The organism is Bradyrhizobium sp. LTSP849, assembly GCF_000938255.1.
In the GTDB taxonomy this organism is placed as follows: Bacteria; Pseudomonadota; Alphaproteobacteria; order Rhizobiales; family Xanthobacteraceae; genus Bradyrhizobium.
The window spans coordinates 380,188-405,896 of record NZ_JYMR01000056.1 but is presented as its reverse complement, the minus strand read 5'-3'; the positions used below and the strand labels follow the sequence as shown (position 1 = coordinate 405,896).

25 protein-coding genes are annotated in these 25,709 nt (G+C 62.2%); 2 read left to right on the top strand and 23 right to left on the bottom strand.

The annotated features are described in order from the left end of the window. Window positions 1-17 precede the first annotated feature (17 nt). From UB31_RS39085 to UB31_RS39035, 11 genes are all read right to left on the bottom strand, one after another. Window positions 18-902 carry an acyl-CoA thioesterase gene (locus UB31_RS39085; protein WP_045014622.1) on the bottom strand — a complete coding sequence of 295 codons (885 nt, stop codon included), beginning with the start codon at window positions 900-902 and terminating at the stop codon, window positions 18-20. Window positions 903-943: 41 nt separating this feature from the next. Further along, a complete protein-coding gene (locus UB31_RS39080; RefSeq protein ID WP_082078812.1) occupies window positions 944-1,825 on the bottom strand; it encodes an ABC transporter permease in 882 nt (293 codons plus the stop codon). Beyond that, a complete protein-coding gene (locus tag UB31_RS39075; protein WP_082078810.1) occupies window positions 1,822-2,646 on the bottom strand; it encodes an ABC transporter ATP-binding protein in 825 nt (274 codons plus the stop codon). The genes UB31_RS39080 and UB31_RS39075 overlap by 4 nt, the downstream gene beginning before the upstream one ends. Next, window positions 2,646-3,701, bottom strand: a complete 1,056-nt coding sequence (locus tag UB31_RS39070) for an ABC transporter substrate-binding protein (protein WP_082078807.1) — start codon at window positions 3,699-3,701, stop codon at window positions 2,646-2,648. Before UB31_RS39070 ends, UB31_RS39075 begins: the two co-directional genes overlap by 1 nt. Before the next feature lie 39 nt (window positions 3,702-3,740). Continuing rightward, window positions 3,741-4,562 carry a GntR family transcriptional regulator gene (locus UB31_RS39065; RefSeq protein WP_045014620.1) on the bottom strand — a complete coding sequence of 274 codons (822 nt, stop codon included), beginning with the start codon at window positions 4,560-4,562 and terminating at the stop codon, window positions 3,741-3,743. Continuing rightward, window positions 4,562-5,347: an enoyl-CoA hydratase-related protein gene (locus UB31_RS39060; RefSeq protein WP_045014757.1), complete on the bottom strand. Its 786-nt coding sequence runs from the start codon at window positions 5,345-5,347 to the stop codon at window positions 4,562-4,564. Before UB31_RS39060 ends, UB31_RS39065 begins: the two co-directional genes overlap by 1 nt. 2 nt (window positions 5,348-5,349) lie before the next feature. Beyond that, entirely contained in the window at window positions 5,350-7,146 is a 1,797-nt protein-coding gene (locus tag UB31_RS39055; protein WP_050044951.1) for a non-ribosomal peptide synthetase, read from the bottom strand. Between the two features lie 9 nt (window positions 7,147-7,155). Continuing rightward, entirely contained in the window at window positions 7,156-7,863 is a 708-nt protein-coding gene (locus tag UB31_RS39050) for a glutathione S-transferase family protein (RefSeq protein WP_045014619.1), read from the bottom strand. A gap of 245 nt (window positions 7,864-8,108) precedes the next feature. Next, the gene (locus tag UB31_RS39045; RefSeq protein WP_045014618.1) at window positions 8,109-9,821 is read right to left on the bottom strand and encodes a dihydroxy-acid dehydratase; all 1,713 of its coding nucleotides are present in this window, start codon (window positions 9,819-9,821) and stop codon (window positions 8,109-8,111) included. 67 nt (window positions 9,822-9,888) lie between these two features. Further along, on the bottom strand, window positions 9,889-11,220 hold the full coding sequence (locus UB31_RS39040) for an MFS transporter (protein WP_045014755.1): 1,332 nt from the start codon (window positions 11,218-11,220) through the stop codon (window positions 9,889-9,891). A gap of 135 nt (window positions 11,221-11,355) precedes the next feature. After that, entirely contained in the window at window positions 11,356-12,000 is a 645-nt protein-coding gene (locus UB31_RS39035) for an RraA family protein (RefSeq protein ID WP_045014617.1), read from the bottom strand. Between the two features lie 275 nt (window positions 12,001-12,275). Between UB31_RS39035 and UB31_RS39030 the strand changes: the two genes are divergently transcribed. Next, complete coding sequence (locus UB31_RS39030) at window positions 12,276-13,238, top strand: LysR family transcriptional regulator (RefSeq protein ID WP_050044950.1); 963 nt, start codon at window positions 12,276-12,278, stop codon at window positions 13,236-13,238. A 9-nt stretch (window positions 13,239-13,247) separates the two neighbouring features. Here UB31_RS39030 and UB31_RS39025 read toward each other — a convergent pair whose 3' ends face one another. The 12 genes from UB31_RS39025 to UB31_RS41065 form a co-directional block, all read right to left on the bottom strand. Beyond that, window positions 13,248-15,329 (bottom strand): methyl-accepting chemotaxis protein, encoded by a 2,082-nt coding sequence (locus UB31_RS39025; RefSeq protein ID WP_082078805.1) that lies wholly within the window; start codon window positions 15,327-15,329, stop codon window positions 13,248-13,250. A 603-nt stretch (window positions 15,330-15,932) separates the two neighbouring features. Continuing rightward, window positions 15,933-16,373, bottom strand: coding sequence for a CopG family transcriptional regulator (locus UB31_RS39020; protein ID WP_045014615.1), 441 nt, complete (start codon window positions 16,371-16,373; stop codon window positions 15,933-15,935). Window positions 16,374-16,381: 8 nt separating this feature from the next. After that, window positions 16,382-18,373 carry a conjugal transfer protein TraG gene (locus tag UB31_RS39015; RefSeq protein ID WP_045014614.1) on the bottom strand — a complete coding sequence of 664 codons (1,992 nt, stop codon included), beginning with the start codon at window positions 18,371-18,373 and terminating at the stop codon, window positions 16,382-16,384. 108 nt (window positions 18,374-18,481) lie between these two features. Then, the gene (locus UB31_RS39010) at window positions 18,482-20,245 is read right to left on the bottom strand and encodes a relaxase/mobilization nuclease domain-containing protein (protein ID WP_045014753.1); all 1,764 of its coding nucleotides are present in this window, start codon (window positions 20,243-20,245) and stop codon (window positions 18,482-18,484) included. Between the two features lie 235 nt (window positions 20,246-20,480). After that, entirely contained in the window at window positions 20,481-21,164 is a 684-nt protein-coding gene (locus UB31_RS39005) for a lytic transglycosylase domain-containing protein (protein ID WP_245306143.1), read from the bottom strand. 224 nt (window positions 21,165-21,388) lie between these two features. Then, complete coding sequence (locus tag UB31_RS39000) at window positions 21,389-21,898, bottom strand: S26 family signal peptidase (protein WP_045014613.1); 510 nt, start codon at window positions 21,896-21,898, stop codon at window positions 21,389-21,391. After that, window positions 21,895-22,359 carry a DUF2840 domain-containing protein gene (locus tag UB31_RS38995; RefSeq protein ID WP_045014612.1) on the bottom strand — a complete coding sequence of 155 codons (465 nt, stop codon included), beginning with the start codon at window positions 22,357-22,359 and terminating at the stop codon, window positions 21,895-21,897. Before UB31_RS38995 ends, UB31_RS39000 begins: the two co-directional genes overlap by 4 nt. A 313-nt stretch (window positions 22,360-22,672) precedes the next feature. Further along, a complete protein-coding gene (locus UB31_RS38990) occupies window positions 22,673-23,560 on the bottom strand; it encodes a replication initiator protein A (RefSeq protein ID WP_045014611.1) in 888 nt (295 codons plus the stop codon). 17 nt (window positions 23,561-23,577) lie between these two features. Continuing rightward, a complete protein-coding gene (locus tag UB31_RS38985) occupies window positions 23,578-23,859 on the bottom strand; it encodes a helix-turn-helix transcriptional regulator (protein WP_045014610.1) in 282 nt (93 codons plus the stop codon). A gap of 131 nt (window positions 23,860-23,990) precedes the next feature. Then, a complete protein-coding gene (locus tag UB31_RS38980; protein ID WP_502691328.1) occupies window positions 23,991-24,512 on the bottom strand; it encodes a DUF2285 domain-containing protein in 522 nt (173 codons plus the stop codon). 58 nt (window positions 24,513-24,570) lie between these two features. Continuing rightward, window positions 24,571-24,699 carry a transcriptional regulator domain-containing protein gene (locus UB31_RS42755; RefSeq protein ID WP_245306155.1) on the bottom strand — a complete coding sequence of 43 codons (129 nt, stop codon included), beginning with the start codon at window positions 24,697-24,699 and terminating at the stop codon, window positions 24,571-24,573. 211 nt (window positions 24,700-24,910) lie between these two features. After that, window positions 24,911-25,195 carry a DNA -binding domain-containing protein gene (locus UB31_RS41065; protein ID WP_082078798.1) on the bottom strand — a complete coding sequence of 95 codons (285 nt, stop codon included), beginning with the start codon at window positions 25,193-25,195 and terminating at the stop codon, window positions 24,911-24,913. A 181-nt stretch (window positions 25,196-25,376) separates the two neighbouring features. Between UB31_RS41065 and UB31_RS38970 the strand changes: the two genes are divergently transcribed. Further along, complete coding sequence (locus tag UB31_RS38970; RefSeq protein ID WP_045014607.1) at window positions 25,377-25,604, top strand: helix-turn-helix domain-containing protein; 228 nt, start codon at window positions 25,377-25,379, stop codon at window positions 25,602-25,604. The last annotated feature ends 105 nt before the right edge of the window (window positions 25,605-25,709 follow it).

Here is a 25,709-nt window from a genome sequence, read left to right as displayed (position 1 = left end):
GGAGATTGGCGGATTGCCTACGAGAGCGTCGACGGCGAAGCCGCGGCTTCCGAAACAGGTCTCGTCAGACCATCGGGGACTGCGATGGCCTTGCGGCTCGCCACGTCGAAGAAGACGTGTGCTGTAGCCATCGTCGCAAACTCGCGCCCAGTGACAGCATCCAGAAGGTGATGTTCGATGTGGACGATCTTCCCGGAGTTGTGTGTAAGCGCGCTCCGGATCTGCAGCATCGTTCCGGGCAAAATGGCCGCATGACGCTCGATGGTCAGATGCAGCGTCGCGGAGCCGACGGTCAGCCGGCCGTCCTCCCACTGACGGCCTTTTTCGAGGCCGACATGGCTCCCCGCGTGATTGGCGAGCCGGACCAGGACTTCGCGGGTGACATCGCCCGCCTGGCAGTCGTCCTCAGAAACGATACAGCGTCCGCATTCGATGCCGTTGCCTCCATCTCCGGCCGACGGTCGCAACGGCGACTCTGCTTGACTGGCGGCGGCATCGATCGCCTGGACCAGCGCCTCCGGCCACGGATGGTGCGCACCACCGCTGTCAACGAGCGCGTATTCGCTGCACGCGGTCATGCAGGGGTCGCCAGAGATGCCGTTGATCAGCTCATGCTGCAGCCGCAATTGATGATTTCCGCCTATCGCGACCGGCACGCTGCGGCCGACGATCGGGCAGCCCGCGCGAAGCTCCTTTGCAAACGCGATATGCTCCCGTGCTGCGACCAAATGGAGTTGTCGCCCATGCAGCGCGCTGCTCGACAGGCCGAACTGCGCCAGAAGATAACGCTCGGCCATGCCGATCCGCCGCGCAAAATGCTGGATATTCATATGCAGCATCTGGTCGCACTCCCACGCATCGACGGCTCCGCGATATGTGATCCATCGTTCACGAACGTCCATGAGTGTTACTATCCAGACCGGGTCGCCTGCGAGGTTTCGCGTCAGACAGAGCGGACCATTCCCCATTTGCGAACGGTGTTCCGCTCCAGCAGGCGGAAAAAGACGCCTTCCATGAACAGACCGATTAGGACGATGACGAGGAGGCCGGCGAAGACGTCCGGAATCTTGAGATCGTTGCGTTTCTCGAAAATGAACCAGCCGACGCCGCCACCCGACGAGGACGCGCCGAACACCAGCTCCGCGGCGATCAGGGTTCGCCAGCCGAAGGCCCATGAAATCTTCAGGCCGGCGATGATGGACGGAAGCGCTGCCGGCATCAGCACGCGGATGACATATTGTAGCGGCGGTAGGCCGCAATTGCGACCAGCGAGACGGAGCGTTTCGCTGACCGCCTGGTAGCCAGCGTGTGTATTCAGCGCGAACGGCCACAGCACCGAATGCGCAAGCACGAACAGGACGCTGCCCGACCCCAGACCGAACCACAGGAGCGCGAGCGGCAGCAGCGCGATCGCGGGAAGCGGATTGAACATCGCGGTCAGCGTGGCGAGAAGATCGCTCCCCAGACGGGTCGTGATAGCCGCCGTCGTGATCACCACGCCGAGCCCGATGCCGAGCGCATAACCCGTCAGCAGTGTCTGCAGCGAATTCCACGTGCGCGCCGGCAGCACGCCGCTAAGCGTGGAGCGCCACAGCGCGACCAGCACGTCGGTCAGCTTCGGGAACACAAGGTTATTGTCGGCAAAGAGCGCGTAGGCCTGCCATACAGCCGCAAGCACGATCAGAATCATCGCGCGCCGGAAGCAATCGGAATCCAGCACCCTTTCCCAGATCGCCAGCGGCTTGACCACGAAGTCCTTGTTTGGCTTGGCGACGACATCGACGACAAAATCCTGCCGAATCGCATTTTCAAACGTGCTGCTCATGACGCCACGCCTATCTGAGGTTTTTCGGTGCCTTCCACCAGCATTGTCGTGATGCGCTGCTCCAAACCGAGCCGCTGGGTTGCGTCCCAATCGGACCGGCAGCTGAATTCGGCACGCACCTGGCCCGGATGCGGCGACAGAAGAAGGATGCGCGAGCCGATCCGGGTCGCCTCATCGATTCCATGCGTCACGAACAGCATCGTGAAGCGAAGATCGTCCCACAGCCGCAGCAACTCATCCTGCAGCCGCCGGCGCGTCAAAGCATCGAGCGCCGCGAAGGGTTCATCCATCAGAAGCACGTCCGGTTCCATCGCCATCGCGCGCGCAATGGCGGTGCGCTGCTTCATGCCGCCCGACAACATGTGAGGATAGGCGTCGGCGAAGCTGCTCAGGCCCACTTTCTCGAGTGCCTCCCGTGCCCGCTCCCGGCAATCACGCCTCGACCACGGCCGCACCGTCATTGGGAACATCACGTTCTCTATCACCGTACGCCAGGGGAACAGCTGATCGAACTCCTGGAACACCATCATGCGGTCGGGGCCGGGCTTGGTGATCGGCTTCCCTTGCAGGGTGATGCTGCCCTCCACCGGCCGGATGAACCCGCCAATCGCCTTCAGAAGCGAGGATTTTCCGCATCCTGAGGGGCCGAGCAGAATGAAGCGGTCACCATATTGAACGTTGAAGCTGACGCGCCAGGTCGCCGTGACGAGGCTAGTCCGCGAAGCGTATTGCAGCGTGACGTCCTTGACGTCGAGCAGGACGGAATTCTGCGTTGCGGCAAACTCTTGTTGAAACTGCATCTGGTTGTCGCGGACCAACATCAGTTGCCCCCAAGTGGATAGATGCCGGGGAAGAAATAATCCTTCCAGGACACTGGTTTGTTGTCGAGGAAACCTGTCCGCGCTAGAAATTCCGAGAATTTCTCCGTGTTCTGCGGCACCAGCGTGTAGACATTCTGGGGATCATTGACGATGGCGAGAAGGGATTCCCGCTCGCTCTCCTCGGTGTTCGTGACCTTGATGTAGTCGTCGACGACGCCAGGCCTGTCGTTCGCGATGCGTTTGACCGCATCGTCGAGCGCGAGAAGAAACGCCTTGTAGGCGACCGGCCGTTTCTCGACGAAGGAGGTCGCGGACCACACGGCGCTGAAGGTTGTGGGGCCTCCCAGCACATCGAACGAGGTGAGAACCTTCTGGATTCCCGGCCGCTTCATCACGGCTTCCTGGTAAGGTGAACTGCCGAAATAGGCTGCGATCGAACTGCGCGGCGACAGCAAGGCTGCCACGGCGTCCGAATGCTTCATGGACACCGTCTGCGCATCGAGCTTTTCGAACTGACCTTTACCGAACTGCTCTTCGGCTGCCATCTGCAGCACCACGGCCTGATATGAGACCTTGGGAACAGATAGCGCGATTTTATCGTCTGGCTTGAAATCCTTCAGGCTCTTGATGTCGGGGCGATTGGTGACGAGCAGCAACGACGACGAATTCAACGCGGCGATGCCGCGCACCTTGACGTTGCCGCGCGTGCGATCCCAGAGCTTCATCATCGGCGCCAGGCCGCCGGCCGCCAGATCGGCGGATCCCGTCAGGATGGCATCGTTCAACGCGCCACCATTTCCCAGATTCTGCCATTCCACCTTGAGATCGAGGCCGAGCTCCTTGGCACGCTTTTCCCAGAGATTTTCCGCCTGCATCACCGACAGCGGCAGATAGGAGATGCCGAACTGCAGCACGACCTTGGCCGTTTCGGCGCTGGCGCTTCCGCCGGTCGCGGCCAGGACGAGCGTGACCGCCGTCGCCGCACCGACGACAGAACGCAAGCTCCTGATCGCGCGCCCCAACACATCGCCGGGCATTCCTCCTGAGCGAACCATGCTGGCAGTCCTTCTTTTGGGTTTCGGTGGGGCGGGCGGTTATGCCGCTAGCGATTTGGCCGTTTCGAACGGAGCTTCCGTCAGCTCCATTTCGTATTCGACCGGCGGGACATAGATTTTCTGGAACGTGATCGGCTCGCGGCGGCGGCTCGTCGCGATCACCTGGAGCCGCAGGCAGAGCGAGTCTTTGGCGACTGCGAGCTGCCTGCAGATGGTCTTGCCGGGATTCAGGATCGTCGCAGTCTGGTGCACAGCCAAGGTCGGAACGTTAAATTCCTCGTTGAGCAATTGCTTGAGGTTGACGCTTTCGACATCAGAAATCGGCAGCGTCAGAATCCGGTCGAACCGAGTCGCAGAGAGAAACATTTCGCTCCAGCATGTGAAGCGATCGCCGACGTTGATAACGCGACTGATGCGGATATATCCGCGCTCGTCCTCACCCAGTGAGGCCGTCAGGATCGGCTCCGGCTTGACAAGCACGCGCTCCACGACCTTGGCATAGACCGGCAGCAGTCCGGCACCTGCCGTATCGCGAAAGCGATAGTGCCACAGCTCTCGCATGGCGTGCCGGTTGGCCTTCGCGAACGTTCCGCGGCCATGGTCGCGGACCAGCTCCCCGTCGTTCATCAGGAGATTGAGCGCCTTCTGCACCGTTCCGAGGCTGATCTTGAGTGCCGCGGAAAGCTCGCGCTCGCCGGGAAGCTTGGCGCCTTCCTTGATCTTACCCGATGCGATGAGGTTCGAGATCGCATCGCAGATTTGCGCGACCTTCGGCAGGCCGGTTCGCTGCGCCCTGTCGAAAGCTACGACGATATCGGGCAGGATCCCATCCGGCTGTTCGTTCGCTTTGCTCGGCGCCATCAGTTCGTTTCCTTTCCGCGCGACCAGACCGGATCCCGCCCCTCGGAAAACGCCTTCGGCCCTTCGATAAAATCGGGGCTCGCTCTCAGCCTCCGCAGGCTTTCGTAGTCTCCGTCCAAGGCGTCCTGCACATCCGGGGTGCGCTGGCTGCGCTCGACGATATCCAGGCAGGTGGCGATCGCTTGCGGTGATCCCCGCAGGACGCGCCCGGCCCACTTCTTCGCCGCATCCAGCGCGCCGTTCTCCGCCGAGATTTCATTGATGAGCCCGAGCGCGAGTGCTTCGGATGCCGTCAGCCACTTGCCCGCGAGCAGGATCGCCATGGCCGCTTTCGATCCGACCTGGCGCGGCAGCAGATGTATGCCGGCCAGAGGAACCAGACCTCGCCTCACCTCGGGCAGCGCGAAGCGCGCATGCGGCGCGGCCACGGCGAGATCGCAGGCCAGCACGATTTCGAAGCCGCCGCCGAGCGCGACGCCGTTCACCGCGGCAATCACCGGCTTCGTCCGATTGCTGCGCTTGGTCAGGCCGGCGAACCCGGTCGGGGGCCGCTCCATGGGACCACCCTCGGCTTGCATTTTTAGATCGTTGCCGGCGCTGAAGGAGGTCTCACCCGCGCCTGTAATGATCGCCACCAGCAAGGTCGGGTCCGCCTCGAATGCGTCGAAGATCCGCGACAGCTCGAAATGCGCCGCCGAGTGCAGCGCATTGGCGCGTTCCACGCGCGTGATGGTGACGATGAGGACCGGACCTTCGCGGGTCGTCGTGGCGCTCGCGGCGGTGATCGTCACAGCGAAGCCACCAGTCTCGACGACAGCAGCACCGCCTGCTGCTCGATCGTGGGGTTGGCCATAATCTCGCGCGTCGATACCGCGAGGTGATGGGCGGACTTGAGAATCTCCGCGCAGCGCTCTGCCCTGAGCGGGTCCGCGCCAAGCAGGAAGACGTTGTCGGTGACGCCGAAATCGCCTCGATCAATCACGCGATTCCAGACCTCGAGCAAGGTGGCTTCGACGGCGGATCGCGGCGCGACATTTTGCGGGCGGAAATGCTCCGCCAGACTGGCCGCCATCTCTCTGCGCAGAATCTTGCCTGTCTCGTTCTTCGGGATCGCCGTGATGACCAGCACGCGTGCTGGCACCTTGTAGGTGCTGAGCTGCCGGGCGATGTGAGCGCGGAGCTCGGCGTCGGTCGGCCGCGCATCGGCCCGCGCGACGACGGCGGCGACCAGTTCTTCGCCCAGCGTCGGATGCGGAATCGAGAAGGCGACAGCTTCGGCCACGCCGGGGTGCGACGTCAGCGCATTGTCGACTTCCGCGGGATAGATCGAGAGCCCGCCACGCTTGATTAGTTCCTTGGTGCGGCCGACGATGAAGAGATAGCCGTCCTCGTCCATGTAGCCGACATCACCCGTGCGCAGCCAGTCGTTGAAGAACGTGTTCGGCACCGGCGTATCGCTGACGCCGTAATGGGTGATGACGCTCGGGCCGCGCACCAGGATCTCGCCGTTCCCAAGGGCCGGCAGCGTGTCACCACTTTCGTCCCCGATCCGAATGTCCGCGCCGAAGGCGATTCCGACCGAGCCGAGCTTGCGGATGCCCGGCGGCAACGGATTGGAGCAGATCATCGAGGCCGTTTCCGTCAACCCATAGGTCTCGACCAGCGGGGCGTCGAACAATCGCTCCAGTTCGCCGATGGCGGATGCCGGCAGTGGCGCCGACGACGACCTGAAGAAACGCAAGCATCCGCGCGGCGGCGCTCGGCCAGTATTTTTGTAATGCTCCAGCGTCGCCAGGTGCATCGCCGGCGATGCGGTGAACCAGCTCGGCCGGCGCGACTGCAGGATCCGCTCAAACTCGACGGTCGAGAAATTGTCGGTGCAGATCACGCGCGACCCCGACAGAAGCGAAGATATGCTGGCGCTGATCAAGCCGTGGACGTGATGCAGCGGCATAGGATTGAGGCAGCTGTCCGCCTCATTCAGACTGAATGCGTCGCGGATCGCGCTGGCGGCGGAGAGGATATTCCTGTGCGTGAGCGCGACCAGTTTCGGCTTCGACGTCGTGCCGGAGGTCTGCATGATCAGCGCGACGTCGGGGACATCAGCGAGATCGGAGCTCAGGACCGGACGTGCCCGCAGCGACGCACCATCGACCTCGAGTCCGCGCGTCTGTGCCGCCAGATTGAGAGTGGGCAGGCCGCGCCCTTCGGCCACCTGCTGCGCCACGGAATTCGCGCCGACATCGACCAGCGCCGTGACATGCATCGATTCGATGGTGGCCTCGAGCTCGTCAGCCTTGAGCCGAGGATTGAGCGGGCAGCACATCGCCACCGAGGAGATCGCGAGAAATCCGATGACGCCAAGCGGGCCCCTCGGCGCCATGAAGGCGACCCGGTCCGCGGACGTCAGCCCAAGCTTCCGGAGCAAGACGATCAACTTGCCCACGGCCAGCAGGCTCTCCTGATATGAGACCATCGTTCCATCAGCGGCTTCGAACGCTATCAGACCGCTACCGAGCTTGTTGGCCGAGAAGATCGCGGACGCGATCGTTTCCGGGGTCGTTTGCGAGGCCAGACTTTCCATTGTTCGTCCTCAGCTTTGCGAGGATGCAGCGGCGTTGCTTGCGCCAAACAGCTGCCGGTGGGCCTGCTCGTCGAGCGGTGTTTCGATCGCGACGTCTTTCAGCAGATCCATGCCGCGTCCGACGGCGGGACGTTCGGAGACTCTGGCGAGCCAGCCCTTGACCGCGGGAAAATCATCCAGCGTCTGCCCCTGACGGCGATGCCGGCAGATCCAGGGAAACGTCGCCATGTCGGCGATGCCGTAGGCGCCACCAGCGATCCAGTCGCGCCCGGCAAGCCGCCGCTCCAGCACACCATAGAGACGCGTTGCCTCCGTAGTGTAGCGCTCGACCGCATAGGCGACGCTCTCCTTGGCATAGCGCCGGAAATGTGTGGCCTGCCCCAGCATCGGCCCGAGACTGCTGCACTGGAAGAACAGCCATTCCAGCGTCTCGGTGCGGCCGATGTGATCGTCGGGAAGAAATTTTCCGTATTTTTCGGCGAGATAGAGCAGAATTGCGCCGGTCTCGAAGACCGAAACCGGCATCCCTTCGCGCAGCACCTCATCGTCGGTGATGGCGGGAATCTTGTTGTTTGGGCTGATCGCGAGGAAATCCGGCGCGAACTGCGAGCCTCGCAGGATGTTGATCGGTGTGACGCCGTAGGGCGCGCCGATCTCCTCGAGCATGATCTGCACCTTCTGGCCATTTGGTGTCGGCCACGTGAAGAGCTGGATCATCCTGACGTCCCCGGAGCGCGGCATCATTGCCGGTGCCGAAAAACCTAGGATGAAACGGAGCAACTGCACAAGAGCTCTATAGCTCTTTTTGTGGGCGCCGTGGCTGCTTCTTTAGTCAGCCGCCACGGCGAGGCCCATGCGATGGGGGCGTGCCATTCGGAGATCCCTGCGTGTTCAACTCCAAATCCGCACATCGACAAATCTGCCGGCGCTGTTCACGACGCTCGGAGGGATCTGTAATTCGGTCAATCGCGCGTGGGATGCGCCGTCAGGCTGCGGAAGTCGCAACCTTCGTCTGCCAGAAGAATTTCACGATGGAAGAGACGCGCATAGCCTCGCGATGGAACAGAGGCCGCAAGCTTTGTAGTTTGCCGTCGCTGCGCCAGCTCTGCTTCATCCACCAACAGATCGATCCGACGGTCCGCCACTGAAATACGAATACGATCACCGGTCCTGACGAAGGCGAGAGGTCCTCCGGAGGCCGCATCCGGTGTCACATGCAGCACGATCGTGCCGTACGCTGTTCCCGACATGCGCGCGTCCGAAATGCGGACCATATCCTTGACGCCGGCGCGGGCCAGTTTCTGCGGGATCGGCAGGTAACCTGCCTCCGGCATCGCGGTGGGAGAGAGCGGCCCGGCATTCTGCAAGACGAGAAAGTCGTCGGGCTCCACATCGAGATCTGGATCGTCTATCCGCGCCGCGAGGTCCTCCAAAGAGGTAAACACGATGGCGCGAGCCTCCTTCTCGAACAGAGCCGGATCCGCCGCCGCCCGCTTTAAGATGGCTCCTCGTGGTGCCAACGAGCCGAACAGGGCCACAAGTCCGCCCACGGGTTGGAGCGGTGCGTCGAGGGCGCGGACGACGTTGCGGTCAACATATTGAGCTTCCGCCGCGAGGCGTTGCCCGAGCGTTTCACCTGTTACGGTCATGCAGTCGAGATGAAGAAGCGGCTTCAACTCGCGCAGCACTGCGCCGATTCCACCCGCCTCGTGGAGATCTTCCATGTAGAAGGGCCCGGTAGGCTTCAGATCCACCAACACAGGCGTCGTGTCGGACAACTCGTTCATCCGATCGAGCGAGACCTTGATTCCTGCGCGTCCAGCGATGGCGGTCAGGTGGATGATGGCATTGGTGGAACCACCAATGGCGAGCAGCACGCGTATTGCGTTCTCGATGGATTTCTCGGTAATGACGTCGCCAATGCGGATGCCGGCGCGTAGCAGGTTCATCGCCGCGGCGCCGGTTGCCTCGGCGGCGCGTAGGCGGTCGGCATGGACGGCCGGGATGGTAGCAGTCCCGGGCAGCATCATACCGAGTGCCTCCGAGAGCGACGCCATCGTGGAAGCCGTTCCCATCACCGCGCAAGTGCCGGCGGTCGCGACGAGTTGGCCCTCCACCTCGTCGATCCCAGCTTGATTTAATTCGCCCGCCCGGAATCGCCCCCAAAAGCGACGGCAATCCGTGCACGCGCCGAGGCGTTCGCCGCGCCAGCGGTTGGTGGATTGCGGGCCCGTGACCAACTGTATCGCCGGGAGGCCGGCCGACAATGCGCCCATGAGCTGAGCCGGTACGGTCTTGTCGCAGCCGCCGATGAGCACGACCACATCCATCGGCTGGCCGCGGACCATCTCCTCCGTGTCCATCGCCATAAGGTTTCGGAAGAACAGCGCGGTCGGGTTCAGATAGGGTTCACCGAGCGAGATCGTCGGAAACTCGAGCGGCAGCCCGCCGGCTGCCAGGACACCACGCTTCACCGCTTTTACGAGATCCGGCACGCTGCGGTGGCAGTTGTTGAACTCGCTGTAGGTGGACGCGATGCCCACCACCGGCTTGCGCAACATCGACGTCGAGTATCCCATCGAGCGGGCATTGGCGAGGCGCAGATACCGCGCGAAATCGCTGTCGCCATAATTTGTCAGGCCGCGTGAAAGACCCGGATGGCTATCTTCAGACATGTTCTCTCCTTGAACGAGGGTCAGGCACCCGCCGAACCGGCGAGCAGATTTAGTTCGGCCTGGGTGCTCAGGCCTTGATCGCCTGCTCGGAGGGTGCTGCCAGCGGCTCGCGCATGGTTAGGACGACAATGAACGTCAGCAGCGAGGTCGATGCCAGGAAGCGGAACACGGCATCCCAGCTCGCCCAGTCGAGAACGACCCCGACGACGAAGGGCGCGAACGCGCCGCCGAGTGACCCGCCCGTGTTGACGATTGCCGCCGCAAGGGGAGTCTTCTCCTGGGTGGTGAGCCCCATCGGGTAGACCAGGAACGTCGAGTAGCCGAGATTGAGCAGTATTCCGGTAGCCGTGAACAGCAGCGCCAACAGCCAGGGGTCGGCCGGCGAATAGATCAGCCCGTACATCGTGACGATGGTCGAGGCCGCCGTAAGCAGCATCATCGGCTTGCGGCGGCCACCAAGAAGCCGGTCCGAGATAACACCGCCGATCACGTTGCCCAGAACTGCGCCGATCCACGGCGTGGAAGCGACGAACCCCATCGCGAAGAGCGGATATTTCTTTACGTTCACCAGATAGGTCGGCACCCAGGTCATGATTGCGTAGGCGATCCCGACCATGAAGAAATAGCCAACCGCGCACGCCCATATGTCCCACGAGGTGAGTACGTCCCGTGTAGTCGATAGCGGCTCGCAGACGCGGGCGCGGATCAGCCGGTCGAGGCGAGGCATCGGTTTGGTACGGCCAGAAGCACTGGTTCCGACCGAACTTGCCAGCTGCTTCGATTCGATGTGGTCGATCTCCGCATCCGAGCAGAAACGGCTCGCACGTGGCGTATCGTTGACCAACACCAGCCACGCCACGGCAAGCAGGACACCCGGCGCCGCAAAGATGTAGAAAACCTCGCGCCACCCGAAATAATAGATGATCAAGGCGCAGATCGGCGGCACCAAGGCCGGAGCAGCCTTGATCGAGGCCATGAACACGCCCGTTGCCGTGCCCTTCTCCTGGGGTGGAAACCAGCGATTGATCACCGTCAGGATGCCGATGTTGATGGGACCTTCTGCGAAGCCCAGCGCCGTGCGGCCGACCTTCAGCTGGAACGCGCTGCCGGTGTAGCCGATGAACAGGGTCGCGACCGACGTCGCGAGCAACGAAAGGCTGAACATCCATCGCACGCCGTAGCGTTGATACAGCAAGCCGAAGGGCACTTGGATGATCGCGTATCCGAAGAAAAACAGGCTCGCGATCGCGCCGATATCGGTATTGGAAAGTTCGAAATCCTTTTTCATATACGGAATGACGACGCCGATATTGGCCCTGTCAGCGCCGGCTACGAGATAGATCAGGAAGCATAGAGTCAGAACAACCCAACGGAAGCCGCTCCTGGCGGGCCGAGGCATTGCGATATCGATTGGCGCTTCAACTGTTGCTTGTGAGCTCACGATGGTCGTCTCCTCCGGCGCGACGCACGCCGTCTTGACGCCGGCCACCTTCTCGCGACGTTCGCCGGCTGCTGTTCAGAACCTGTTGCGTCGTCAGGCCGGCGGCTTGCCGTAGCGGCCGTCGTAACGTCCTTCACGGATCATCTTGAGGACCTCGGTTTCGCGCGCCTCCTGCGCCCGAACCGCCTCGATCAGGGAGGGGGCGATAGACGGCGGGAACGTGACCACCCCATCCTCGTCACCAACCACCACGTCTCCCGGGTTGACCGTCCAGCCTCCGACGCAGACGGGTCCGTTGATGACGCCGGGCCCCACTTTGTATGGCCCGCGATGAGTCACCGCTCGGGCGTAGCAAGGAAAATCCGACGTCATGAACGCGACGGCATCCCGGATCGCCCCATCGATCACATATCCAGCTGCGCCCTTGCTCTCCGCGATCGCCTTCATGATGTCGCCGACGAGAGCACGGCTGACGTCGCCGCCGCCGTCAACAACAATGACGTCGCCGGGCCGCGCCTCGTTGAGAGCCTGGTGAATCGCAAGGTTGTCGCCGGCGCGCACTTGCACGGTCAGCGCGGTGCCGACGAGCTTCCCGGTCTGGTGAAAGGGCCGCAGGCCAACGATGCCCGGCATGCGATCGAGATTGTCGCTGATCGCGGGCGTTGCGAGCTTGCGGAACGCGGCAAGCACGGCCTCATCGACGGACGGAGCGAGCGCGTTGCGTTTGATGCTGGCCATCTACTCTCCTCCCATGTCCGTGGACGAGAGATCCTGCCAGGGCATCCCGGCACGCCTCCCGCCTCATTGGGTCTGCCAGCTCACCGGCGTCCGGGACGACTTGTCCGCAACCGCCAGAGCGACAGCAACTCTCACATTGACGTTAGCCGTCGAACCGGAAATGAAGAAAGCGACATTTTCGACTTGCCATTCATCGAAAAATCGACACAGTCCGGATCCAGGCGAACTCAGCCACAGGCTTTCGGCCCAACCCGGCGCACAGCAGAGGCCAAGCCATGACCCTCAAAGAGCTCGAGGCCTTCCATCTCGCCGCCACGCTCGGCAGTTTCGCGCTAGCCGCGCAACGAGCGCACGTCACTCAGTCGTCTCTGTCGAAGCGAATCGCAGAACTCGAGAGCTGGGCGGGAGCTGAACTCTTCGATCGCTCCGGACGAAAGGCTCAGCTTACCGAGGCCGGCCAGCGACTCCTGCCTGTTGCTTCACAGATGCTGGGCTTAAAGCAGAGCGTTCGCACGGTTCTGAAGACCTCGCCCGCGCTCACGGGGACCTGCCGGTTCGGCGTGAGCGAACTCGGCGCCCTCACATGGCTGCCGCGATTCGTGGCCCGCATGCACACGGATCACCCAAATCTGGTTTTGAAGCTCCATGTCGATTTGGGACGGCAACTCGAGCGCCAAGTCATGCGCGGTGAGCTCGACTGCGCAATTGTGCCCGGACCAGCGGAGAAGTCCAACATCGCCTCCCACACGATCGATCAGGTAAGCATCGCATGGATGGCGGCACCCGGGCGCATCCGGCCCGGAACCGTGATGAACGCCAAGGAGCTTTCACGCCACCCGGTCATCACGATGACCGAGGGCTCAGGTTTGACGCAAGCTTTCGACACCTGGGCGGCCGGACAGGGGCTGCACATGCAGCGTATCGTCGCCAGCAACAGTCTGATGGCGATCGTCGGTCTCACGATGGCCAATGTGGGCCTAAGCTTCCTCCCCCAAGCGTTCATGCGCCCTTGGGTCGACCGTGGCGAATTGGTTGAATTTCGCAGCAATCCGCCGCTTCCAGCGCTGCCATTCTGCTTCGTACACCGTGAAGACGACAGACGTGCCATGCTGATTAGTCTTCGGCAATGCGTTACCGAAGTAGCTCAATACGCAATGTCGGCCGTCTTCTCTCACGGATCATCTCGCGTGCACAAGGGAGAGAGCAGAGCGCGTTCACGGTCCAAGCCTGCACGCTGAAAGTCATATCTAGGCCGCTCGGACCTCCTTGAGGAAGCCGGAGATCTGGCCGGTCAACGTCTCGGCCTTGGCTGAGAGCGCGCCGACCGTGTCTTGCATGGTCCGGGCGGCAGCGCCCGACTGGCTCATCTCGTTACTGACATCGGCGATCTGCGATGTCACCAGACGGGTACCTTCGGCGGCTTGCTGGACGTTGCGCGCGATCTCGCTGGTTGCGGTACTCTGCTGACCGACCGCCGCGCGAACCTCACCGCTCAGCCGGTTGATGTCACCGATCGTCTCGACGATGCTTTTGACGCGACCGACGGCGATCGTGGTCTCGCTCTGAATCTTGCCGATCTGGCTGGCGATCTCCTCGGTCGCCCTGGCGGTCTCGCTGGCGAGCGCCTTGACTTCGGTGGCGACCACGGCGAAGCCCCTGCCGGCATCGCCGGCGCGCGCCGCCTCGATGGTAGCGTTGAGAGCGAGCAGGTTGGTCTGGCTGGCGATGTCTTGGATCAGCTTGACGACCTCGCCAATCTTTTCGGAGGCGGCGGCGAGGCTGCCGATTTCCTGCGAGGCTTGCGTCGCGATCGTCTCGGCCTTGCCGGCGATGGCGGCTGATTGTTCGACGCGGCGGCCGATCTCCTGGGTCGAGACGGACAGCTCCTCGGTGGCAGCCGCGACGGTCTGGACGTTGACGGAAGCCTCCTCGGCGGCGGCGGCGACGGCGACGGCGCGGTTCTCAACCGACTGGGCAATCTGCGCGGTGTTGTCGGCCTGCGTACTCATGCTGTGTGCCGCCGCCTGGACGTCCTCGATCAGCGCAGCCGTCGCCCGGTCGAAGCCGCCGGTTACGGTCTCGATATGCTCGGCACGCGCCTGCCTGGTCCGCTGCTGGGCGGCGCTCTCGCCGGCGAGTTCCCTCGCCTTGACGGCATTGAGGCGCAGCGTCTCGAGCGCCGCGGCCATCGCGCCGATCTCGTCGCCGCGGCCGCGCGCCGGAACCTCGACTGCGAGATCGTTGTCGGCGATGCGGGTGATCGCGCCAGTGAGCTCGATCAGTGGCGTCACAACGCGACGGGTGAAGACGATCACGACGCCGGCAAGCACGACGGCGACCAGGGCAAGCGCTCCCAGCGCGACCATCAGTTCGAACAGGGCGGCATCGCGCTGGCGGGCGATGAGTGTCTTGGCGGCCTCGAACGCGCCGTCGCGCACAAGCAGGATACTGTCGAGGCCCGGGCCATGCGCCCGGCGATAGTCGGCGATGCTATAGGGATATTTGCCGTCGCCTCGCCCCGCCGCCATGACCTTCTGATAGACTGCGGCGTTGTCGATGAAATATCTTGCCCTCACCGTCTCGGCCGCCCTGATCAGCGCCGACGGATTGTTCGCGCGCTGAATACCGGCGGTAATCGTCGCCCAGCTCTGGTCGATGTAGCCGGCGTTTTCGGCGATCTGCTCGATGGTCGCGGCCGCCATCGGCGCGCCTGAACTGATCGAGGCGAGATAAAGAGTACCACGGCGGCCGGCGCGGTCGCGCATGCTCCAACTGGTGCGCGCAACGCCGATATAGCCGGCGAGTGCGCCATCGGCCCGTGCGGCGGCGGCGTCGACGGTATCGACCATCGCATCGACTTGCGCGTACATCTTCTGGAATTCGTCGGCGAGGGAGGTCATGAAGGACGGGTCGCGTTCCTTCTTCGCCATTGCCAGCATAGGATCGATCGCGTCGCGGAGTCTCTTCATGTCGGCGGCGACGCCCGTCAGCTTGCCGCCCTGCGTGTCGGCACCGGCATAGCCCGCAATCTTGACGGTCTCGATGGCCGCGGCGATGGCAATGTCGGTCGCCGCGCGGATCTTACCGATTTGATCGCGCACCGCGACATCAGCCGGCGGATCGGCGGCAAGCGCCACCAGGTAGGCGCCGCGCTCGACGGTCATCTGCTCGGGAATCTTCATCAGGGAGGCCGCACTGGCGATCGCCTCTCCAGCGGCTGTCTGCGCCGTGTAGCTGCTCCAGTCCATGAAGACGAGCTTGCCGGCAACCACCAGGGCAATAGCCGCCGCAATCGACATGCAGCCGATGAAGAATGATCTAACGCGCATCTCGGGACTTTCAGATTACGCTTCGTGGCAGCGATATGCCGGCGCACAATCTGCATAAGTCGCACTTAAGAATTGCTTTCATTTGGCCAAGCGCGGCACGCCGGAGCCCGTGAATTTTTGGAAACTACAAATAGGCGTTTTTGGAATGAATGGGCGTTGGAAACTGGATAGTGACAAAGAGGCGGCAAAGCGAAATTGCGGATTTCACATGCCGATGAGCCTTGGCCAGAAGTGCAAATTGATTCGCATTCGGCATGCCCACACCCCGAGCGCAGACAGATTCGCGACGAGCATCTGATGTCGCGCCCGCTTCGCATCAAGCGCTCGGCCTGCGAACACGACGATTTCAATGCGGGAGCCGTGCTCCGATCTAACAGCGGAGCCGTGGCAGCACAAGCGACCACCGTTCCGCGGGATCGTCCATTACCCAATATCAGGAGGCGATCGCCAGATAGTCAGCGCGCACATGGTACACGCCAGACCTAGCGGCACTTGCCTTCTAAAGTTCGAGCGTAACGCTCACGCGTGCACGCGATACGCACAGCATGAGCCGATCCGGGTGTGGCGCCTTGATGTAGAGAGGCCGAGCGAAGGCGGGATCGCCTAGGAGGAGCTATCTGTTCGATCGGATGCACCATCCTTGGCGCCCACGTCCTGAGATAACTCCTGGGCCAGGCTTTGCCCCTTGGCCAGCCGGCGTCCGAGCGCCTCGACAAATCCCTCATAGCGCTCTCGGCCTTTGGCCTGGGCGGCCGGCTGGGCCGTATCCGGCAGCGGTGGCGTGACCGAGAGCCAGAAACGAACGAACAGCGCCAATGCTTCGTTCGAGATGGTGACGTGCCGTTCCAGTCGCTCGACTTGTCGCGTTAAACGATCGAGCCGGCGGCCAAGCGCTGCCTCCATCCGCTCAGAATTGTCTGGTGACAGATACGAAGAGAGCGCAGTTTCAACCACCAGTGCCTGCGGCACGCGCTTGCGATCGGCGTAGTCGGCGAGTTGACCGGCGAGATCGGGCGGGAGGCGAAAGGTGTGCTTGGTTCGCATCGCTGGCCTCAGAGCTCCATGCCATCGCCAGGATCCAGCGCTGCCTGTCGCGCGATCCCCCGGGCTTGTTGGCGCAGCGCGCGAGCGCGCTCCGCATCATCATCGGGCTCGTCTTCCCCGAAGACGAATTCCGGCGCCGGCTTCGCCTGCTCGGGAACGATCTCCTCGTGTTCGGGAAGTTCCGGCTCCCGGCGGATGCCACCGTTTGCGGGATCATTGATTTGCGTCTCGGTCGAGGACCTGACTTCGCGGTCTGCTCCGAAAGCGGGAACCGGCAATAGGCTCCAATCATCGACGGAGGGAGCACCGTCTCGCTCAATCGCAGCAGGGGGCGCCAGCACGCGCTCGGTCAACCGTGGGTCCTCAAAATAGCGCGCCTTCTTGGCGCGGATCGGGGGCACACCTGAGACCAAGACCAGCTCATCGTCGGGTGGGAGCTGCATTACCTCGCCGGGCGTCAGCAGCGGTCGCGCCGTCTCCTGTCGTGAGACCATCAAATGGCCGAGCCAAGGGCTGAGTCTGTGGCCGGCGTAGTTCTTCATCGCCCGCATCTCGGTTGCAGTTCCCAAGGCATCAGAGACGCGTTTCGCGGTCCGTTCGTCATTGGTCGCAAAGGACACACGCACGTGGCAATTGTCGAGAATGGCGTTGTTCGGTCCGTAGGCCTTTTCGATCTGGTTGAGCGACTGGGCGATCAGGAAGCTCTTGAGGCCATATCCGGCCATGAACGCCAGCGCTGACTCGAAGAAATCGAGCCGGCCGAGAGCCGGAAACTCGTCGAGCATCAGCAGCAACCGATGGCGGCGTCCCTTCGCGTGCAGATCTTCCGTCAGACGTCGACCGATCTGATTGAGGATCAGACGCACGAGTGGCTTAGTCCGGCTGATGTCGGATGGCGGCACGACCAGGTAGAGGGTCACAGGTCGATCGCCCTCGACCAGATCGCGAATGCGCCAGTCGCAGCGGCGGGTCACTTTCGCCACGACGGGGTCGCGATAGAGCCCGAGGAACGACATGGCGGTTGAAAGCACCCCGGATCGCTCATTCTCGCTCTTGTTGAGCAGTTCCCGTGCGGCGGAGGCGATAACCGGATGCGGTCCGGCTTCACCAAGATGCGCCGTCGTCATCATGGCCCGAAGTGTGGTCTCGATCGGCCGCTTCGGGTCGGAGAGAAAGCCGGCAACACCCGCCAGCGTCTTGTCCGGCTCGGCATAGAGGACGTGGAGAATGGCACCGACCAGCAACGCGTGGCTGGTTTTCTCCCAATGGTTCCGCCGTTCAAGCGACCCTTCCGGGTCCACCAGGACATCGGCGACGTTCTGGACGTCGCGCACCTCCCATTCGCCGCGTCGCACTTCCAGCAACGGATTGTACGCCGCCGACTTCGTGTTGGTCGGATCGAACAGCAGCACGCGACCGTGTCTGGCGCGGAAGCCCGATGTCAGAGTCCAATTCTCACCCTTGATGTCGTGCACGATGCAACTGCCCGGCCATGTCAGCAGGGTCGGCACCACCAAGCCGACGCCCTTGCCGGACCGGGTTGGCGCGAAGCACAGCACATGTTCCGGGCCATCGTGCTGCAGGTAGTTGTCCTCGAGTCGGCCAAGCACGGCGCCGTCTGGCGCCACGAGACCAGCGACACGGACCTCCGATGCCGTCGCCCAGCGGGCCGAGCCATACGTTGCGGCGATCTTCGCCTCGCGTGCCCGCCATACCGACATTCCAATGGCGGCTGCGATTGAGATGAAGCCACCGGACGCCGCGATGTAAGCTCCCTCGACGAAGACATGCGGCGCGTAAGCGTCGTAGGCGTACCACCACCAGAAGAAGGCCGGCGGGAGGTAGATCGGCACGCCCGGCACGAGTTCAAACCATGGCTGTCCGAGCTGTGGTTGGTAGCCAAGTTTCCACGCCACCCATTGCGTCGCCGCCCACATGGTGACGAGCACGATTGTGACGACTACGATGATCTGGCCCCAAAGGATCTTGGTCGCGGACATACCAGTGATCAAGAGATGGCACCCGGGATAGACAAGAGTGGAACCGCGTAAGGAGTGCGGAGCGCTGTGGTGGCGTACAATTCGGACGGTCGGCACATCAACTGCGGCCTACAATCCCAATCCGCGTTTACGCCCAAAACTCCAATCGACGCTTCCACCCGGCGCCGATACGCCGCTGACCTGCTGGCCAAGTCGCTGTTCCAAAGCGGGTCGCCATGGCACCAGCTGGAAACCGAGCCCATTATCGATCATCGCAAAGCGACCCGAACTCAGCGTGAGACGTTGACGGTAGACACCGGTGACATGTTCGCCCTCGATGGACGGACGGTGGGTAAGTCCAGTCTCGGCGGAAAGCTTTGTTGCGGCGGCGGTCAGATCCTGTTTCCGCAATGTGTCCAGTAGATCTCGGGCGAAGATGACCCGCTGTCCCTGTCGGCGAGTGAGCCCCTCGCCGGCCAGATGTTCGAGGCGACGATCCATCGCCTCCCGCACCTCTCCGCCAAATCCGCTTCCGCTCAGGGTCGTTTCCTTTGCGAGAAGCTGGCGATCGATCCACGTTGCACCGGGTGCTGTGACTTGCGCCTCAATCGTCAGATCGGATCGGGTCGCGAGCGAGGAGCGTTTGCGCCCCTGCCCGTCCTCGTAGGCGCGCATCTCGACCACCGCACCGGGTTTGGCGTCTCCGGTCACCTCAAGGTCGGAGAAAATGAGATGGTGTGTGCGTCCATCGACACCGTCAATAACCGCATAGGCGGTCCCTCTCTGTTCGTCATGAAGCCCCCGAGTTACGAGCCGACCCTGGACCGGGTAGGCGACCTGGTCACCGTGCAAGGCGAACCCTGTCAAGTCGGGCTCCCGTCCGGCACCTGTGATCGCGCGATGCATGGTTTTGATGATGTCCCCGCGGATCGAGAGATCTCGCAGCGTTCCCTCAATTCCAGGCTTCAACGTCCAGCATCCGGGAGCGACCTGCTCGGCCAGACCGAGTCGCTCGAGCTTGGCGGCTCGTCCTATCATTAACCTCCGAAGTTCGGGATCGCTGTCGCGGGCGCCTGGTCTGAGATCAGCCACACCGCCTCCATCATCCGCAGCGCCACGGAGCACCCTGTCGAGTCCGGTCCAGCGCTCGGCCTCGACTTCCTTTTCCAAGGCGGAGCGAATTTCCTGCTCGCTGCGCGGGCCAAGTTCCAGCGTGACGCGCTCTTCAGCACGGGCTCGGAACCCGCGGCTGATGTAGTCACGGCTGATGACCAGGTCTTTGCCATCATCGGCGCGGCCGCGCACGAGGACGTGCACGTGAGGACTATCGGTGTTCCAATGATCCACCGCGACCCAGTCCAGCCTTGTACCAAGGTCACGCTCGGCATCGGCCATCAATTCGCGGGTGAAGGTGCGGAGGTCCGCCATCTCGGTCGCGTCCTCGGGCGAAACTGTGAAACGGAAATGATGCCGATCATCCTCACACCGCTCCGCAAAGGCCTTCGTGTCGGCATCCTCCGTGGTCGCACCGAACATTCGCGCGTCGGCGCCATCGCGGGTGACGCTCTCACGTTTGAGATACGCGACGTGCTTCGAAAGAGGCGCCGAGCGAAATCGCTTGCCCTGATGGCGAACGATCCGAGCCATGACGACGACCCGCCGATCTGGTGAACGCGCGGCAAGTGAGAGCGCGGCACGCCGGCCCCGTCCAAACGTCGAACTACGCCTACTCCTGCTGCGCCCAAACTCCTTGCCCGCATGTCCGGCCTTCCTGGCGGCCCGCATGACCTGGCCGACGAAGCTTTTTGGTCGTTTGGCGCCCCGGTTTCCGTGCCGGATGCGACCGGGCCGAACATTGATCTCGTCGTCTCGTACCGTCACGGTCGTCGACATCCGTAAAACCATGACCGATGGCGCTCGATGAATTGAATTCGTTGAACTTTGCGAAATAGGCGCCGGCGGTTACCCCTGCCCCAATGCCCAAAACTCTCAATCCAACCAACCACATGCCCCAGACGAAGGTCGGGGCTTTTATCTTGCCATCCGTGGCTGGTATCTCCCCGCACCCACCGCATCCCATCAGAACACGCAATGACAAACGACCAATTGCGATGAAGCACGATCTGGATCATTGCGATCGGGCCTCGCTGGCATGATGCACAAACAAGTTGCCCGACTGCGGTACGAGAGCGGATAGATCGACAACAGGACGAACGTCTGACGGACGGTCTGGTCGCGCACCAGGCGATGGGCGATTGTCGGAGGAACTGCTCGCAGAACGCACAATGAATAGCGGTGAACGAGCCAATTTGAGTGAAGCGGCGACGGCAACAATCTTCTCGTTTACTTGTTTTCCCCCGATCAGTGGCGCGAGTATCGCAACGTAGTCCTTGGTCTCATCCGGCAACGATCGGCCGGTCGCCAGATGGTTCTCGTAGCGTGTCGGCCCGGAATTGTACGCCGCGAGGAAACCCGGCGCGCCAAATCGTTGGTAGAGTTCGCGGATGTATGCGGCGCCAGCCAGAATGTTGTCGTGTGGATCGTAGGGATCGGTGCCCAGATTATAGCGGATGCGCAACTCGGTCCATGTCGCCGGCATGATCTGAGTCAGTCCCATGGCGCCTTTTCGCGATCGCGCCCGCACTACGCCGGCGCTCTCGACGCGCATCACTGACCGTATCCAGTGCTCCGGCACGGCGAAGCGTTTGGACGCCTCGGTGATGAAGCCCGCAAAGGGATCGACAGGTGGACTGTTCGCACGATGCGTGCCAGACAGCGCTCGCTCTGCATGCGCTACAACGCTGAACAGCATTGGTGATACGAAAATCGCGACTGTGCACGCTATCGCCCCGAGAGATGGCAAGGCTGCCATCGTGCTCGCCGCCGTCAAGGGTGAAGCGCTATCGCGCCGGCCTGGCGGCCGCCCTTGACCGCCGCTACGCGCGATGGCCGTCACAGGCATGGTCGGGACGGAGGAATGGTGCTGCGTTCGATCGAACAGAGGAATGCGAGATTTTTCAGGGTGAACAATCACGATCACTCCTCCCTGGCCCACACAGGCAGTGCCTTGCCGATGACGGAAGAGTTCGGAACAAAGCCAAAGTAACGGCCGTCCAGTGAGTCGTCCGATTGCCAGTTCATGAGAAAGAGCTCGTCCGCTTCAACGACGTGACACCCCTGCCAGACAGGCAAGGGACGGCCGCGGCTATCACGTGAGAGCGCATTTCCCACGTCGATCCCGTCGACGGAGATCGTCAGCCCTTTCCTGCAGACCGTCTGTCCCGGAAGCGCTAGCACGCGTTTGAGCATGGGAACGCCGATCGGCAGATAGCCGTTCAGATCGAGAAAGGACGCAAGCGGCTCGGGTGGCCGGACAGCTACGAGTTCGGTAACGGTAAGCCTGCCGACGGGCTGCACCTTGTAGAGTCCGATTGGAATGCTCTTGGAAGCGTTCCAAATGTAGATTGGCGTAGCTTCTCCCATCGTCGACAGGACAAGAGCCACAGCTGCGAACGTCATCAGAATTGTCGCCGGCCGGCCTCTCATGGCGCGATTCTCCGCCGACGCAGCCATGCCTGATGGCGCCCGCGGGTGTACGGCCGCGGCGTCTCATTCACCGACAAGCGGTTGTGGACGTGATGCCAATAGTCGAATGCGACGTCGGCTGGATGGATGTCGAGCGCCTCCACTGCGTCAATCAATTGCAGCACACGCTCGACTTTCGGCCAGCCGGTTAGCCGTAACAAAATGTCACCACCGGGCGTGACCCAAGGTACCGTTGAATAGCGCTGTCCGGGCGTCGCGGCGCGCAGAATGTCGACACGCGACGTGACCGTATTGAAGTCGTTGGACGCCCATCGAACGAACGCAAAGACAGTGCCGGGCGCGAATGATAGGATACGCCGGCGGCGGTCGATGATCCGTTCCGCCACCGCACGGCCGAACCGAATCCGGTTCTCAATGCGCTTTTCGAGCCACAACAGCTCGACCGTCGTGAGATCAGTCACGTCGTCCTCCGGAGTTTGTAGAGGGAGATTCGAGAAAGCCAGACTCTGTGCCCGCTACGACCTCTTGTTGGCAGCAGCTTTGGCCACGCGATCGCCGGGCGGGTGTATGTGGCTTTTGCGGCCCGCGCGCTATCCACAGCCCACCCGTAGGCGCAATCCGTTAGAAGGAATCCGAAGGATTCCAGGTTAGGAAAGTTACGGAGCGGACAAGGTATTGAGCGCCAACGAGTTAGCTGCGATTCTGGTCCCCGATAGCACGAGGATCGGGTCCCCGATGGCACGACAGTCGCGGTCCCCGATAGCACGAGATGATTCACAGAGCGCCTCCTGACGGAGGAACGAGCCCGCGTTTGCGTAACCGCTCCGCTAAGGCATCGATCAGAACGGGCGCGAAGTTCAGTCGCTCTGCACCGCCTGGGTCATGCGTGATGACAAGCCGGTAGCCGGGCAATGTCTGGCGATGGACGATCTCGCGCAGGTCGTAGGCGAAATGCTTGAGCGGTGAGAGGCTGCCGGACTTGGCATGAAGATGCGCAAGGTCAAAACTCCAGCCGCCCTCTTGGCGACCGCCGTGCTTGCGCACCAGGCGATAGAGCCAGCGCTCCAATCCCCCCGTTAGGTCGAAGTAGGCGCGATCGATCGTCAGAATGAGCGCTTCGTTCAGTACGCCTGAATAGAACCAATCCGGAAGGATCAGTTCGAGTCCTCTGGCGTGGCCGTGCACATCGGCTGTCTCCTTCCATTCATTGATCCAGGAGAAACGATGCCGCCGGCGCTCCGTCGGCTGACGAATGGATGTCATCACGGTGGTTGATTGCAGCCGGTCGAGCGCAGCCTTGAGACGATCGTAATCGCGCACGCTGGTGCCCCGACCGACAAAGGTCAGGATTTCGTATGGCGTTGCCGCCATCAGACGGGACGTCTTTAAGCCGGCATCGCGGGCCTCCACGATTTGCGAGGCGGCCCAGATCAGAACGTCCGCGTCCCAGATTGTCGCCATGCCGTGTTCCGGCACGGCTTCAACGCGAATGGTGATGGTCCCGGCGCGGAAATCGATCGGTGTAACGCGCTTGGACTTCGCCAATGAAAAGAATGGATAGGCCATCAAATCCTGCGCGTCGCGCGGCGCCAGGTCGCCGGGCAATGCGCGAAACAAGTCGAGCTGGTCACGCTCTGATCGATGTCTTCGGGATGCTGACACATTGCACTCCGCTTGCGTCAGCGCCGCGACTTGCCGGCGTAAGGAATGGGCGCGGCCTGCCGTTTGGCCGGCAGCACCGTTCCGTTGCCGGGATCGGAGGTTGATGTCTTGGTCCCACGGTCGGCCCAGGCTTTGAGATCGTCGAGCGCGTAGACGACGCGACCGCCGATCTTTCGATAGGCGGGGCCGGTGCCGTAGGTCCGGTGCTTCTCCAGCGTCCGGCCCGAGAGACTGAGGAACCGAGCAGCTTCGGGCGTGCGCAGGTAACGCGGCGGCAAGCCGGCGTTCGGATCGGACATTGGAAAAGCTCCGTGATCGTCTGGAGCGCCGTCGCGGATGACGGCGCGTCGGCGGCTACGATCGCGGAGAAATGCCGCAAAGGGGGATGGCGAAGAACGGGGGATCGATTTTCGATACCCGGTCGACTTCTCTATTTCTTGCGGGATGGTGGTCGCAGCAACGCGCGATAGCCACCGCGCATCAAGGCAAAGCCGGTTTGAACGAGTCTGATCGTTCGGTCACGCAGGTCGTGGGTTTTCCAGGCGCGTTCGGGAAACTGTGTGGCACCAAACAGGACTTGCGCGATTTCGCGGTAAGTACCGCCATCCATCCGCGCATCGAGCGCGCGGAGCGCGAGCGCCAGGCGACGGCGGCGCTGCGCGGAAAATACATGCAACGGCGGTCCCGCTGGACGGTCGTTCAGGGCTCGCCAAAGCCGCCGTGCTGCGTGCGCACGAAATTCAAAGTCGCGATCGAGTGGAAGCTCAACCGCATAGGCTTCGGCGATGACCGGTGTTTCCCTGAGCCACACGCGGTGTTCGACGCCGCGCAGAAACAGCACGGCGTACCAGCCATCGGGCGCTTGCCGTAGCTCTCCAGCGGTCAACTCGCCCAGCTTGAGGCTGACCCGAGTGTCCGCGCTGAACGGCAGCGCCGGACGAACCGGGATCACCGTCGGCAAGACCTCCGGCGCCCAGAACACTATCTGTTCAGAGAAAGATTGGTCGGGGTTAGCTGCGAAAACACAGCCCCCATTTCTGACGGAAATCGGCGCTCACGGCGGCGGCCCGCGAAACTTCGTGGTGGTCCCGTTGATAGTTCGGATTGCGACGCAGACATTCCCAAGCCAATCCGGTCATCTCCGCATCTTGAGCGCGGTCGTAGCCGTTCGCCGACCTCCAATCAAATCCAGACATTCGCGTCCTCACTTTTTACTGCAAGAAATTGCAACGCGATATTTCTGATAAGCTATGGTTGTGGAAGCTCCCGATAATGCATCACGTGATGCAATCAGAAGGACCCCCGATACTGAAAGGAGCTTTTTTCAACGAGCCACAAGAATGGAGATGATCATTCTGAGTTGGACGCGCCCCCCCGTAGCAAATGTCGATATCCCTTCTCCGTCATCCATTTCGCGCGGGTCAGATGGCTATCGAACGCATTTCTTGCACGAGCGGGTTCAAGTTCCGGATCAATATGGAGAACAAGCCGCGCCACCTCGCGCCAATCCGCGCCCTCTGCGTCGGCATCAAGCAGCCGCAGATAGGTGATGATGTGCTCCTCGTCGTATGTCGTCAGGGCCGGATTTGTCGGAGCCACATCGGCAACGTCTGGATCAAGCGGTGGTTTTTGCATGATTCTCTATAGGCGCGAGCTATTCTAATTTCTTGAGACCGATTGCCAAATTTTAGCCCAAATCGACTACGTACTGCTAGCCGCCCGCACAGATACGTAATTCCGCAACCATGAGCGGGATGGCACGTCCGCGTATTATAACACGTAGCGCCAAAATACGCGATTGCCTCCTATCCTGCGAATGGATATTCGCAAGGCCTTTGGAGGAAACGCGCGTCGATTCCGGCTGGCCCTTGGCTTGAGCCAAGAGGCGGTTGCGGAACGCATGGGCGTCGACAGGGCCTTCATAAGCAGTATGGAGCGAGGGCTGCAAAACGCGACCCTGCTCACGATCTGGCAAACTGCCCAGGCCTTGGAGGTGCGGCCTGCAGATCTGCTCGAGGAGAAAGTGTCCAAGGTTCGGTCCTGATCTTCGCGAGCCGGGCCACAGGCCCGGCGAGCCGCGGACGCGGATACGCGTCCGCCGCCGATCCGGAAGCCGGATCGGCGGAAAATCGCAAAGCTACGATTTCGA

Excerpts from the sequence above, each read along its gene's own strand:
- UB31_RS39015 (WP_045014614.1), bottom strand. The coding sequence starts at position 18,373 with ATGTCCGCGACCAAGATCCTTTGGGGCCAGATCATCGTAGTCGTCACA.
- UB31_RS39045 (WP_045014618.1), bottom strand. The coding sequence starts at position 9,821 with ATGTCTGAAGATAGCCATCCGGGTCTTTCACGCGGCCTGACAAATTAT.
- UB31_RS39010 (WP_045014753.1), bottom strand. The coding sequence starts at position 20,245 with ATGTCGACGACCGTGACGGTACGAGACGACGAGATCAATGTTCGGCCC.
- UB31_RS39040 (WP_045014755.1), bottom strand. The coding sequence starts at position 11,220 with ATGCCTCGGCCCGCCAGGAGCGGCTTCCGTTGGGTTGTTCTGACTCTA.
- UB31_RS39030 (WP_050044950.1), top strand. The coding sequence starts at position 12,276 with ATGACCCTCAAAGAGCTCGAGGCCTTCCATCTCGCCGCCACGCTCGGC.
- UB31_RS38985 (WP_045014610.1), bottom strand. The coding sequence starts at position 23,859 with ATGTCCGATCCGAACGCCGGCTTGCCGCCGCGTTACCTGCGCACGCCC.
- UB31_RS41065 (WP_082078798.1), bottom strand. The coding sequence starts at position 25,195 with ATGCAAAAACCACCGCTTGATCCAGACGTTGCCGATGTGGCTCCGACA.
- UB31_RS38970 (WP_045014607.1), top strand. The coding sequence starts at position 25,377 with ATGGATATTCGCAAGGCCTTTGGAGGAAACGCGCGTCGATTCCGGCTG.
- UB31_RS39055 (WP_050044951.1), bottom strand. The coding sequence starts at position 7,146 with ATGGAAAGTCTGGCCTCGCAAACGACCCCGGAAACGATCGCGTCCGCG.
- UB31_RS39085 (WP_045014622.1), bottom strand. The coding sequence starts at position 902 with ATGGACGTTCGTGAACGATGGATCACATATCGCGGAGCCGTCGATGCG.
- UB31_RS39025 (WP_082078805.1), bottom strand. The coding sequence starts at position 15,329 with ATGCGCGTTAGATCATTCTTCATCGGCTGCATGTCGATTGCGGCGGCT.
- UB31_RS39000 (WP_045014613.1), bottom strand. The coding sequence starts at position 21,898 with ATGAGAGGCCGGCCGGCGACAATTCTGATGACGTTCGCAGCTGTGGCT.
- UB31_RS39070 (WP_082078807.1), bottom strand. The coding sequence starts at position 3,701 with ATGGTTCGCTCAGGAGGAATGCCCGGCGATGTGTTGGGGCGCGCGATC.
- UB31_RS42755 (WP_245306155.1), bottom strand. The coding sequence starts at position 24,699 with ATGACCGGATTGGCTTGGGAATGTCTGCGTCGCAATCCGAACTATCAA.
- UB31_RS39080 (WP_082078812.1), bottom strand. The coding sequence starts at position 1,825 with ATGAGCAGCACGTTTGAAAATGCGATTCGGCAGGATTTTGTCGTCGAT.
- UB31_RS39050 (WP_045014619.1), bottom strand. The coding sequence starts at position 7,863 with ATGATCCAGCTCTTCACGTGGCCGACACCAAATGGCCAGAAGGTGCAG.
- UB31_RS39075 (WP_082078810.1), bottom strand. The coding sequence starts at position 2,646 with ATGTTGGTCCGCGACAACCAGATGCAGTTTCAACAAGAGTTTGCCGCA.
- UB31_RS39035 (WP_045014617.1), bottom strand. The coding sequence starts at position 12,000 with ATGGCCAGCATCAAACGCAACGCGCTCGCTCCGTCCGTCGATGAGGCC.
- UB31_RS39065 (WP_045014620.1), bottom strand. The coding sequence starts at position 4,562 with ATGGCGCCGAGCAAAGCGAACGAACAGCCGGATGGGATCCTGCCCGAT.
- UB31_RS39020 (WP_045014615.1), bottom strand. The coding sequence starts at position 16,373 with ATGCGAACCAAGCACACCTTTCGCCTCCCGCCCGATCTCGCCGGTCAA.
- UB31_RS39005 (WP_245306143.1), bottom strand. The coding sequence starts at position 21,164 with ATGCTGTTCAGCGTTGTAGCGCATGCAGAGCGAGCGCTGTCTGGCACG.